This window comes from Acidobacteriota bacterium (genome assembly GCA_016196065.1).
In the GTDB taxonomy this organism is placed as follows: domain Bacteria; phylum Acidobacteriota; class Terriglobia; order Terriglobales; family Acidobacteriaceae; genus Acidiflorens.
Window position 1 is genome coordinate 1553736 of record JACPYL010000010.1, and the last position, 11944, is coordinate 1565679.

Consider the following 11944-nt stretch of genomic DNA (forward strand, 5'->3'; position numbering starts at 1 on the left):
AAAAACTCCGTTGGAGCCGAAGCTCGAATTTCTAAATCTATTTGAGGATCAGTGCGATGGTGCGGAAGGGGGGATTTGAACCCCCACGCCTTTCGGCGCCACCCCCTCAAGATGGTGTGTCTGCCAGTTCCACCACTTCCGCTAAACTCTTTTGACCCGAAAAAATATCCTGGCAAACCCGTGAGTCCGCCCGAATTCAATTCATAACTACTTTATTTATCGAGGGTTATAAGCAGCTTCGCCCGGTCGTATGGACTCAAATCCCGGCAAACTACCAACTTGAGTTTACACTGCCGTTGCAGCCCACTTCAAGTCCCTCGGGTTGAGCCGGCAGGTGCCCACGCGGGCCGGCAATTCTCAGCCGCGATTCCACGCACCGGGTTTTGGATTGCGCCCCGCTGTTGAGCCTCGCACAACCAACGTAGTCTGCAGAAGTGTCTCCGTCCCCTTACGTTGCTTGGACTGCGACATTCTCTCCAAGATTTCAAACGCCATCATACCGAGACACTTGCGATCCAGTTTGACGGTGGTGAGCGGGGGATTCACAAATCGCGCCATGTAGATATCTTCGCAGCCAACCACAGAGACTTGTTCTGGAACACGCATGCCCATCTCGCGCAGCGCACTCATTGCACCGATTGCCGCCAGATCGTTGATACAAATCAGGGCAGTCGGAGGCTCAGGTTCTCCCGCTAATTTCCAGACGGCTGCGCGTCCTCCTTCGAGCGTCTGATCGCACTCCACTATTTGCTGCATGTGAAGCTTTTGTTTGTGCGACGCGCTGATCACGTTTTCGCGATAGCGTCGTGCGGAGCGCCGGTCGTCCGGCCCTGCCAGAAATGCAACTTTCTCGTGACCCAATTGTGCGAGGTGTTCAAAGGCTTCGCCCAGCCCACCGGCATAGTCGATCATGATGCTGCTGATGTGCCGTCGCGTGACCTCCAGGTCCACCACTACGACTGCGATTTGGCGCGCGGCCAGTTCGTTCGCGATCTCCTCCGTGGCGGACGAAGTCATGATCGCGGCGCCGCGCACTCCGTTCTCGATCATCTTTCGAACCGCGGCGCGCGTGCGGTCTGCGTTGTAATTCGTTGCGCACAGAAACAGGTCGTAGCCCTTCGCAGCAGCGGCGGTTTCGAAACTCTTAACCATTTCCGGGAACACAGGGTTTTCGATATCGGAAATGAGCAAACCAAAAAAATCGCTGCGGCCTCCGCGCGCCAGTCGTTGCGCGTTGGCATTGCGGTAGTAGTTGAGCTTCCGCGCGGATTCCAGGACTCGTCGTCGCGTGTCGTGGTCAACCAGGCTCGATTCGTTCAGAACACGCGAAACGGTTGATTTCGATACTCCGGCGTGTTCGGCGACATCTCGGATCCGGTAAGTCACTCGGGCAACCTGTCAAAACTCCTCGAAGATAGTATCGCAATCGCGGAAGAGGATGATTCTTCCCTCGGCCCGGGCAAGCAATTAAGGGTCATGGCGAGGTTTGACGGAGACTTCCTTGAAGTAAACTTCCGACCCTGGATGATTCTGCAGGCCGATGTAGCCGGCCAGCTTTCGCGGCCCGGCCTGAGGTTCGCCGCCCTCTCCCTTGCGCGGCGGGACCGGTTGCCCTTCCGTGAAGTCCGTAACTTTCACATCGTTCAGATAGACGACCGTGTGTGGGCCGTCAATCGTGATCTCCATGGTGTTCCATTCCCCGATTGGCTTAATGGGCCGCGCCAGCGCCTTCGTGAATGTGTAAATCACCCCGGTGCATGAGTAGTCGTCAGGCCAATCGCCAATTTCGATTTCATAGCCTTTGTTGATTGGCATCCAAGGCTCGGTCGGCTTTTTCGGAATGCGGATGAAAACACCGGAATCTGCTTCCTTGCTGGTGAGCTTGAACACGACGCGAATCGTTGCGTGTCCAAATTTCTCACCCGTGTACCACAGCATGCCCATGCCGCCTTCCGTTTTCAGCATGCCGTTCTCCACGACAAATTTTCCCGGACCAACTTGCTGCCATCCAGTCAGATCTTTTCCGTTGAACAAAGGCCGGGAAGCATCGTGATTCGGAGTACTCGCAAGGCTGGAACAGAGAAGTAGGGCAATGCAGCTTAAGCAACAAGACAGCTTCCAAATGAGCCGACACTGTTTCACAAGAGCCTCGTCATGTTTTGAGTCTGAGACCGATCCCAAAAATACATGCGCGTCTAAATACGTATGCAGTGAATCGTACTGCTCCTGACAGCGAACGAGCAGTTTGGTCTTGACGCGCGCGAAACGCCAGTGATAATACTCCCACATCTTGGAACCGTTCCCAAAGCGGTTCTGGATGGGAGTTCGCAAACATGGCCGGACAGGAAATCGAACGCCGCGAAATGATTCGGTTGATCGGCATCGCCGCCGTCGCCGCGACGTTCCCAGGATTCCACCAGTGGTCGTTTGCCTGCTCTCACGAAATGGCAAAAGAGGCTGCGGCCGTAGGCTCCGGCTCCTATAAGCCCCTCTTCTTCTCGGCTGAACAATACAAACTTATCGAACATCTCGCGGAGATGATCATTCCCACCGATGACACGCCCGGGGCGAAAGAAGCGGGCGTGGCCGAGTTCATCGATTTCATGGTCGCGAACCGCGTCCCGGTGAGCCACCACGCGGAATTGTCGGAAGATTCGTTGATGAGCGTGGGCGCCGAGATTCAACTCGAATGGATCGAGGGAATCAACTGGTTGAACGCCCACAGCGGATATCGATTCGACCACGCGTTCCTGGATTGCTCCAGCGAGCAACAGGTACAGATTCTGGAGACGCTCGCTTACAAGTCCAAGTTCACGCCGTCCACGGAGACCGGCCGCGATTTCTTCCAGACGATGAAGGACTATACCGTCGCCGGATACTACACGACGAAGGTGGGTCTCGAAAGCCTTGGTTATCCGGGCCTGCGAACGGCATGGCCGAAGATGCCCGGGTGCTCGCATCCGGATGATCCAACGCATGCCAAACTTCGTGAGGCCGTGGCAGGCAATCAATCAAGTTGCCTTCAATATCGTTAAGTAGATTGCGACAAGATCGCGAAGGAACCGGGGAGCTTTCTAGTGGCGACAACAAAAACATACGACGCGATTGTCGTGGGAACGGGAGCCGGTGGCGGCACTGCGTTGAAGATTCTCTGCGAAGCCGGTCTCAATGTCCTTGCCCTCAATTCCGGCCCGCGCACCGATCCTGAAAAAGATTACAAACTACATCGACAGTCATTTGATTTGAAGTACCGCGGCTTCGGCGATCCGACTATCCACAACGGACTTGCTCACCGGGAGCGCTACTCGGTCGAAGAAACCGAGTACAACGAGGGTCCACACCTGTGGGAACACGATGTTGCCTACTCGAATGCCGTGGGAACGAACTGGTATTGGAAGCGCTGCAAGGGCACTGGGGGCAAGGCAAATTTCTGGGGACGATCATCGTGCCGATATGGGGATATCGACTTCAAGGCTGCCAGTCTCGATGGTTTTGGTGAAGACTGGCCCGTTGACTACGCCGAAATTTCTCCGTGGTTTTCGAAGGCCGAGAAATACATGGGCGTCGCCAGCACAATCCAGAATCGGCCGAGCAATCCTGATGGCGACTATCTGCCGCCGATCCCCTGGCGTTGTTTTGATCACATCATGCAGAAAGCGGGGGAGAAGATCGGCGTGCCGTATCTGCCCGACCGTTGTGCTCAGTTGACGGTCGCGCATAACGGGCATCCTGCGTGTCACTATTGTGGAAACTGCAGCCAGGGATGCGATGTCGGATCATTTTTTTCTCCTACGTGGTTCACAATTCCCGATGCAGAGAAAACGCAGAAACTGACCCTCGTCACCGACGCCCTAGTGCACAAGGTGCTCGTGGACGAAACCGGCAAGGCGACCGGCGTGGCCTACGTGGATCGCAAGGCGAAAAGGGAAGTCGAGGTATTCGCCAAGGTGATCGTCCTCGCTGCCTCCTGTGTCGAGACCGCGCACATCATGCTCAATTCCAAGTCCAGGCATTGGCCGAGCGGAATCGCAAATTCCAGCGGCCAACTGGGCAAGAATCTGTGCGATCACCTTTACGGTACTCCTGGTTATGGATATTTGCCCCAACTCCTCGGCCAGCCTCCCAGCCCCGACAACATTGCCGACTCGACGGTCGCGTGGTTGCCTCGCTGGCAGAACCTGAATGGCGCTCACGAGGAAAAGTTCATTCGTGGATATTCCATGTATATGTACGGTGGATGCGGAGACTTTCCCGGACACTACCGGCAAATCGAAGGGTTTGGCTCAAGTTTCAAGCGCGAAGTGAAACGGTACTATCCCGCGCCGATCAGTTTTCTGATTCAGGCCCCATCTCTGCCCAGCCCCGCAAACTACATCGACATTGATCCGGAGAAGAAAGATATTTTCGGAATCCCTCAGCTGCGCTTCCACTTTCAATGGGGACCGAATGAGTTGATGATGTGGGAGCATTCCAAGCAAGTTGTGATCGATTTGTTTAAGGCCTCCGGTGGTGAGATGTGGGGCGCCGGCAGCGTGCCCGACCGTCCCGGCACCAGCCTGCATGAAACAGGTGTATGCCGCTTCGGCAGCGATCCCAAGACCTCGGTGACCAACAAGTGGGCACAGGCCTGGGACGTCCCGAATCTCTATATCTGTGACTCCAGCGTCTTCCCCAATCCCACCGACAAGACCACTACCATGCCCATTGTTGCGTTCGCGATGCGCACCTGCGACAACATTCTGGCAAATTTCAAGAAAGGCCTGCACAAGCGCGCGTGACTTTTGCCAGCGGTTTGCGACACAAGTCCGCATAGGAACATACGTGGCAATCAACGCGCTATCTGGAACATTGAAGAGCCGCTGGTTCTGGTATTCCATCCTTACGGTAGTGGGATGGGCCGGATGGGCTCTGTTCCTGAAGATCGGATCGGCTGAGATTCCCACCGGCCCTTCACTCTTTCTTCAAACGACCGGCATGATCCCTCTCGCCGTCATCATGGTGCTGGCTCGAACTGTGCGCCGCTCAGAAAGCAAGATCGGACTCGGTTATTCGCTCCTGAACGGAATTATCACGGGCATTGGCATCCTGTGTCTCGTAGCGGCCTATCGAAGCGGTGGCAACGTTTCTGTCGTGGCCGTCATGTCGGCGCTCTACCCAATCGTGACGTTTGCGTTGGCCGTGCCGATACTTCACGAAAAATTGACCAAGGTCCAGATGTTGGGCTTGCTGCTTGCGACCGCATCCATCGTGATCTTTTCTTTATAAGGCGATCAGAATGATCATTTCCGCCTGGCTCGTGTTTACCATCCTGGCGCTATTGTGTTTCGGTATCGTAGGGCTTCTGCAGAAGCTCTCCACGGATCTCATCTCCGCTGAATCTGCTCTGCTGTGGTTCATCGTAGGTTTTCTGTTGCTTGAACCTTTTGTTTATCCCGGACGATCGCTTTTCCAGTATTCGTTTCGCAGCATCGCCTTTATCTTTCTCGCGGGACTGATGAATGCTCTCGGAACCTGGGCAGTTTTTGCGGCGATGAAGAGTGGCGGAAAGGCTTCCGTCGTCGTACCTTTAACGGCGGTCTATCCGATGGTCGTGTGCCTGGTTGCCCCATTCATCTTGCCGGAACACATCACCTTGACGCAGGGTGCAGGCATCGCGTGCGGCCTGGGTGCGATACTCTTGCTGGCCAGCTAGGGCACGGTCGCCCTGGGTAGAAGAGAACCAATCGACAACGTCATGAGCGCCAGGAAAACTCGATCCACGTCTCGCGGTGCACAGCAATCGTCCAACGCGATTGATACCGGTTCTACGCGTCCAATCGGCCTCGGCATCGTCGGCTGCGGCAATGTCATGGACGGCGCGTATATGCCTGCGATCCAGCGACTGCAGAGCAAAGGCTGGGTTCAAGTGGTGGGCGCGTCCCACACGAGTAGGGAACGTTGCCAACCCGTACTGGATAAATGGGCGATTCCGAACTACTTCGAAACCTATCAGCAACTTTGCGACACTCCCGAAATCGATGTTGTTGTCGTGCTTACGTCCATGAAAGAGCACGGCGCTATTGCTCGTGCCGCTTTGCGCGCAGGGAAGCATGTGCTGGTTGAGAAGCCAATGGCAGTTTCTCTTCACGAAGCTAAGAAGATGGTTGACCTCGCGCGCACCTCGAATTGTTTCTTGGTGAGCGCGCCTTTTGTTACGTTGAGCCCAACGTTCGAGATCATTCGCGATCGTGTCGATGCCGGTGACCTCGGCAAGGTCTGTTTAGTGCGAGCCCGCTACGGGTGGTCGGGGCCGGACTGGTCCGAGTGGTTTTATCAGCCCGGCAGCGGTCCTATCTTCGATCTGGCCGTCTACAGCCTCACCACTATCACTGGAATTCTCGGCCCCGCGAAAAAAGTCACGGCGATGACGGGCACAGCGCAACCCAGTCGAATCGTCAATGGACGAAGGGTCAAGGTAAAGGTGGAAGACAACGCGCAAATCCTTCTCGACTTTGGGTCTGCAACCTTTGCCGTCGTCACTTCCGGATTCACCATGCAGAAATATCGTTCTCCCGCACTGGAGCTGTACGGAACGGAAGGCACCATTCAGATGATGGGCGACGACTGGGCTCCCGAAGGTTATGAACTCTGGCAGAACAAGGTTGGAGCCTGGCAAGTGTTTTCTGAAACGGATCCGCATTGGCAATGGACAGCTGGCCTGCAACACTTAATCGAATGTATTCGCAATGGAAAACGGCCAACCGTGACACCCGAGCACGCCTATCACGTCTTGGAAATCATGCTCGCCGCGCAAACTGCCGGAAAGACGGGACGAGCGCAGGCGCTTAAGAGTACTTTCAAAAAGCGAACGGGCTCAAAGAAATATGTCGAAGGGGAGGCTGCACATCGCGTGCACGACCGCCGCCTCAAATAGCCCTTCAATCTATGCCCGCTTCCACGCCCAATGCGCCCGCCGAATCGCAAGAGATCTGCGGAATCGGGATCGACTTGGGCGGAACGAAAATCGCCGCCGGCCTGGTGTCTTTCCCGTCAGGAAATATTCTCGCGAAAGAAATCGTCCCCACCCGCCCGGAGCGAGGCGGACAGGCTGTCCTCGACGACGCGATCGCTGTTGCTCGCAATTTAAGGCGCCGGGCAGGCGACCTGGGCAAAGAAGTTCGCGGCATCGGCGTCGGCATCGCGGAACTAGTGAATCTTGAGGGAGAGATCACGAGCGAATACCTGATCAAGTGGTGTGGTCTTCCTGCGAAGCAAGCGTTGTCGCAGGTTGCTCCTACGCAGTTCGAGTCCGATGCGCGCGCTCCTGCTATCGCAGAATCCTTGCTGGGTGCCGGTAAACCGTTCGTTAACTTTATTTATCTAACTGTCGGTACCGGAATCAGTTATTGCCTGATGGTCGAGGGCAAACCCTATACCGGGGCACACGGACACGCCATCCTGGTGGCGAGCGGCATCCTCACTTCTGAATGTGAAAAGTGTGGAACGGTGCAGGATCAGGTTCTGGAAGAATTTGCAGCTGGGCCGGGCCTGGTCGCACGTTACAACAGGCACGCCGACACTGCAGTCACGACTGGAGAACAAGTAACGTCTGCCGCCGCTGCGGGAGATCCCATCGCCCAACACATTGTTCAATCAGCGGCCGATGCGCTCGGTAACAGTGTCGGGTTTCTCGTCAACATTCTCGATCCGCAAGCGATCGTCGTGGGAGGAGGACTTGGCCTCGCGGGAGGATTGTACTGGGACCGTTTCATTCATTCCACGCGGCGCCGTATCTGGTCGGAGGTATCGAGGGACCTGCCAATCATCCCCGCGAAGCTCGGCCCCGATGCAGGATTGATTGGAGCCGCCGCCATTGTCTGCAAATAGAAGAGACCGCTTCGTTATTGTGCTCCGATCACTTTCCTTTGCCGTGAAGTTTTACGGTCTGAAATCCGGGATGGGCGTTGTCTGAGATGGTTAGCGCTGCAGTTTCCAAGCCAATGATACTGGGCGTGAACACAACACTCCCGGAACAACTAGACCCTACCGCCAAGATCGATGGACAGTCACTCGTTTCCGAGAAGTCCGTACTGTTCGTTGCGAAGCCTGTGAACGCCAGGTCGGCGCTGCCTGAGTTGGTCACGGTGACGCTCTTGGGAGCGCTTGCGTTGCCAACTTTTGTCGTTGGAAACGCGAGGGTCTTCGTGCTCAACGTCACTGCAGGTGCCTGAAAATCCAATGCTCCGCGGACGCCGATGAAGTCGAGCCGGCCGTCGCCATCCATGTCCGCCACCGCAATACCGCGAGTGGACGAAGGGAAGGTAAATGACAAAGCTCCATTAAAGTGCCCACTTCCATTGCCCAGTGAGATTTGAAGACCGACCAGCGGGCGCGGATCGGTAAACACCAGATCGACAAAGCCGTCTCCGTTCACGTCCGCTGCAGCGAACCAGAGCGCTCTCCAAAGGGAACCGGAAATATTGAATGTTCCATCGCCATTTCCGAGCGCAATATATCCCGGGGTAATGGCGAGATCGGGTTTCCCATCGCCGTTGAAGTCGGCAACAGTCATTCCACGTACGTTAAGGCCGGGCGCTAAGGCGACGCAAGATCCGGGTACAAACGTCCCATCTCCATTGCCGAATTCCACACAGACTTCACCTACATTAGGATCGGGCACTAGAGCCAGATCGGTCACGCCATCACCATTGAAGTCGGCCGCCGCCAACGCAGCAACATGAGTGCCGCCCGCGTAACTCGTTCCAGGCCGAAATGTCCCGTCACCGTTTCCGAGTAGCACGGGATTCATGCCGTCCGTACTCTGCGATCCGAACACCAAGTCCAGGTTGCCGTCGCCATTGATGTCCCGAACCACAACTTGGCCGGAGAGTGAATCTTCCAGGTATTTGACCGGCGCCTGAAAGCTGCCATCACCATTTCCCAATAGCACCCAGACAGGACCTGCTGCCGCTACCAGGTCAAGCTTGCCGTCTCCGTTAAAATCTCCGACCGCGACCTGAATCGGCTGCCCACCGGGTAGTCCGGCTCCGAGGTCATAGGTGTGCGGGGAGACGTTGCCAGAAATGACCAGTGCAACCTGTTTATGAAAAGAGCCGAGGCTTGCGGTATCGATCCTCCCATCGTTATTGAAATCGCCTGTGACGATGGAAAAACCGCCGTTTGGAACACTGATCGCATCGCGTCGTACCGCAATCCCTGTCGTGGGAAAGGTCACGGAAAAGAAGGCGACGTTGGACGCGCCTCCGCCGGGACCAGGGCTTACCACGGACAAGGAAGCGGTTCCCGCAGCGGCGACATCTGCTGCGGAAATCTGTGCGGTGACCTGTGAACTGCTCACGAACGTAGTGGGTCGCGCGACGTGGTTCCAGTTCACCACTGTCCCGGAAACGAAGCCAATGCCGTGGATCGTCAGTGTAAACGCAGAACTTCCGGGTGCAACGCTCGTCGGCACCAACGGTTCGCTGATGGCAGGGACAGGATTTGTTGCCAGGAGCGGGAGCGAAACGAGTAGCAACACGAGCAGGAGAGACATCTTCATGCGGCAATCCTTACTGATCTCGACTTATCCAGCGAGACCTGGGGACGGGGAAAGAAAAGTTCGATTTGAGGATTACGTCTGACCGAGCGGAACTTGGTGATCCTAGCTCCGTGAGAAGGCGACTGTCAACGTGTTTGAGCGGACACTACGACCTGCGACCAGTGGGACTTCCGGCCTAACAAATGGGGGTGAAGCATATAGAAATGGGGCGCATGATGTCAGTCACGCGCCCCCGGGGTCTAGTCGTTGCACCGAATGATCAGTCTTTACAGATTCGGTATCGGCGCTTCTCCTTCAGAATCAGGCGGGAGAGGTGGCAGCATCGGTCCAGCCCCAGGGCCATCGAGCTTGCGATGAAGGTAGATGACGTTGTCCCCATCCCTCTCACTCCGTACCGCTTTCAGCTGACGCCATTGGTCGAGGCTCAACACTTTTCGCAGATCCAGATTCATGAAGGTGTATTCCCGCTCCAGCTTGCCGCGCGCGGCGAGCACCAGGTCGACCTGCGAGCCGATCTGCCCTTCGTCCGGCTGATCCGCGTCCAGCAGGGATTGCAGTTTCATATCCTGCTTTTCCATTTCCGCGCCATGGTCAATCAGCTTTACGCGGTGATCAAAGAAAATCTGGTCGAGTTGCTGGATTTGCCCATCCGACAACTGCAACTTTTTGGAGATTTCGGTGTCGCGCCACCACTTGCCCATCTCTCCGCGCATTCCGGGCTCGCCAGAGCGCAGGATAATCCGTCTTTCTATTTTTTTTGGATTTCGCACGACGCGAGTTTCAGTGGAGGAAGTCTGGGCGGTCAGTCCGCACGATACTCCCACGGCTAGAACCACAAACGCTATGTTTCTAATTTTCATGTCCATGCTCCTTGTTTGAACTGGATTCGGATCCGTTGTTATTGGAAGCGGGTACAACCAAGAGCGTAAGAGGTTCGAGAGCCTCAGGAGTTCCCGTGGCTAGCGAGTGTTCGACGGCGAGGAGAAGCTCTTGATCGGCATCGACCGCGGCCTGCGGCGGTGCTTTCGGTGGACGAGGCCCAGCGGGCACCACCAGCAACACTGCGAAGAAAACCACCACTGCCGTGGCCACCGCCACCCAGAGGCGCATCGGCTTTCGTTCTCCATGACTTTGTATGCGAGCGCGAATTTGCATTTGCTGCCGTGCCCAGAAATCCTCCGGACGTTGACCCAAGCGCGCTGCCTCCTGCCGCCACTCAGCCAAAACCTCGGGCGGCAATTCCTGGTCGCCAGATCGCTGGTTGGTATTCATTTCGTCATCTCCTGACTTGCTCTCGTACGCTCGTCACCGCCCGAAAAAGCTGGGCTTTTACCGTGCCTGTTCTGAGGTTAAGCACCTCTGCGATTTCCTTCAGTTGCATTTCTTCCGCAAACCGCAAAATGAAAACTTCTTTCTGGCGAGGTGATAGTTTATCCACCGCCTGCCACACTGCTGCCAGTTCCTGTTGCGCGATCAAGCCTCGCTCGGGCGTTGCCTTCACGCATGGAGGCTCATACTCGTCCATCCCAACGCCGGCGTCCTCCAGTCCCAACAATCGTTTCCAAAAGCCAGCGCGACGGTTCCTCGCCTCGTCCCGCGCCAGGTTTACCGCAATCCTCAGCAGCCAGGTTTGGACGCTGCAATCGCCCCGAAAACTTCGCATGCTCATGTAGGCGCGAAGAAAACATTCCTGCGTCAGGTTGTCCGCGTCTTCTGGCCGTTTGAGGATCAGGAGCAGCACGCGATAAACCTTGCGCTGGTACTGGCGGACGATCCGATCGAAGTCCGCGGCGGTGATTGCCGTTGGGACGACCTCGGTTTGCGCCGCTAACGCCGGGAGAGAAAGGCTCATCGAATCGTGTGGCTCTATTGCTATGGACGGAATTGGCGGGATAAGGTTTACAGAGGAGCCCCAAACAAATTGAAAATGGATCCTCGCGAGCACATTCGCCTCACCGGCTCCGCACTCAAGAACTGGGCGGTCGCCCAGATTCAGGATTCTATCGCCGTAGCTCTGCTCTGGCTGCTCGGCCTGTGGATCATTGGAGTGCCATGGGCTGCGCTCTGGGCGCTCCTGGCGGCGGCGCTACAAATCGTTCCCCACCTGGGCCCCGTACTTAGCCTGGTCGGCCCGGCGCTCGCAGCCCTTCTTCGCTGGCAGGATTGGGAACATCCCCTCTATGTCCTGATTCTCTATGCAGCCATCGTGGTCGTCGACGGCCTGCTCCTGCAGCCCTACATCATGCGCCGCGCCGCCAGAGTGCCGATGTGGGCGTCAATACTCGTCCCACTCGCCCTGGGATTCGCGATCCCTTTCTGGGGATTTCTCATCGCCCCGCCCTTGCTTGCCGTGGTGTACGCGTACAAAGCGAACAAAGATTCAAACCCCGGTTAAGAGTTGTCATC

13 protein-coding genes and 1 tRNA gene are annotated in these 11944 nt (G+C 56.3%); 7 read left to right on the forward strand and 7 right to left on the reverse strand.

Annotated features, from left to right (window positions below):
- Window positions 1-57: 57 nt before the first annotated feature.
- The 3 genes from HY010_09745 to HY010_09755 all read right to left on the reverse strand — a co-directional run bounded on the left by HY010_09745 (window position 58) and on the right by HY010_09755 (window position 2289).
- Window positions 58-142: transfer RNA gene (locus HY010_09745), tRNA-Leu, on the reverse strand.
- 215 nt (window positions 143-357) lie between these two features.
- A complete protein-coding gene (locus HY010_09750) occupies window positions 358-1386 on the reverse strand; it encodes a LacI family DNA-binding transcriptional regulator (protein MBI3476005.1) in 1029 nt (342 codons plus the stop codon).
- A gap of 81 nt (window positions 1387-1467) precedes the next feature.
- Window positions 1468-2289: a DUF1080 domain-containing protein gene (locus HY010_09755; GenBank protein ID MBI3476006.1), complete on the reverse strand. Its 822-nt coding sequence runs from the start codon at window positions 2287-2289 to the stop codon at window positions 1468-1470.
- A gap of 44 nt (window positions 2290-2333) precedes the next feature.
- Here HY010_09755 and HY010_09760 point away from each other — a divergent pair, with 44 nt between their 5' ends.
- The 6 genes from HY010_09760 to HY010_09785 are packed head-to-tail and all read left to right on the forward strand — an operon-like array spanning window position 2334 to window position 7866.
- A complete protein-coding gene (locus HY010_09760) occupies window positions 2334-3035 on the forward strand; it encodes a gluconate 2-dehydrogenase subunit 3 family protein (GenBank protein ID MBI3476007.1) in 702 nt (233 codons plus the stop codon).
- Between the two features lie 42 nt (window positions 3036-3077).
- A complete protein-coding gene (locus tag HY010_09765) occupies window positions 3078-4778 on the forward strand; it encodes a GMC family oxidoreductase (protein ID MBI3476008.1) in 1701 nt (566 codons plus the stop codon).
- 43 nt (window positions 4779-4821) lie between these two features.
- Entirely contained in the window at window positions 4822-5265 is a 444-nt protein-coding gene (locus tag HY010_09770) for an EamA family transporter (protein ID MBI3476009.1), read from the forward strand.
- A 10-nt stretch (window positions 5266-5275) separates the two neighbouring features.
- Window positions 5276-5692, forward strand: a complete 417-nt coding sequence (locus HY010_09775) for an EamA family transporter (protein MBI3476010.1) — start codon at window positions 5276-5278, stop codon at window positions 5690-5692.
- 42 nt (window positions 5693-5734) lie between these two features.
- A complete protein-coding gene (locus tag HY010_09780) occupies window positions 5735-6913 on the forward strand; it encodes a Gfo/Idh/MocA family oxidoreductase (GenBank protein ID MBI3476011.1) in 1179 nt (392 codons plus the stop codon).
- Between the two features lie 11 nt (window positions 6914-6924).
- Window positions 6925-7866: an ROK family protein gene (locus HY010_09785; protein ID MBI3476012.1), complete on the forward strand. Its 942-nt coding sequence runs from the start codon at window positions 6925-6927 to the stop codon at window positions 7864-7866.
- 28 nt (window positions 7867-7894) lie between these two features.
- Here the strand turns inward: HY010_09785 and HY010_09790 are convergent, their stop codons facing one another.
- The 4 genes from HY010_09790 to HY010_09805 all read right to left on the reverse strand — a co-directional run bounded on the left by HY010_09790 (window position 7895) and on the right by HY010_09805 (window position 11390).
- Entirely contained in the window at window positions 7895-9538 is a 1644-nt protein-coding gene (locus tag HY010_09790; protein MBI3476013.1) for a VCBS repeat-containing protein, read from the reverse strand.
- A gap of 266 nt (window positions 9539-9804) precedes the next feature.
- Window positions 9805-10398 (reverse strand): periplasmic heavy metal sensor, encoded by a 594-nt coding sequence (locus HY010_09795; protein MBI3476014.1) that lies wholly within the window; start codon window positions 10396-10398, stop codon window positions 9805-9807.
- Complete coding sequence (locus HY010_09800) at window positions 10388-10810, reverse strand: hypothetical protein (GenBank protein ID MBI3476015.1); 423 nt, start codon at window positions 10808-10810, stop codon at window positions 10388-10390. The genes HY010_09795 and HY010_09800 overlap by 11 nt, the downstream gene beginning before the upstream one ends.
- 4 nt (window positions 10811-10814) lie before the next feature.
- Complete coding sequence (locus HY010_09805) at window positions 10815-11390, reverse strand: sigma-70 family RNA polymerase sigma factor (GenBank protein ID MBI3476016.1); 576 nt, start codon at window positions 11388-11390, stop codon at window positions 10815-10817.
- 6 nt (window positions 11391-11396) lie between these two features.
- On the opposite strand from HY010_09805, the gene HY010_09810 reads away from it, so the two are divergent.
- Entirely contained in the window at window positions 11397-11933 is a 537-nt protein-coding gene (locus tag HY010_09810) for an AI-2E family transporter (GenBank protein ID MBI3476017.1), read from the forward strand.
- Window positions 11934-11944 lie beyond the last annotated feature (11 nt).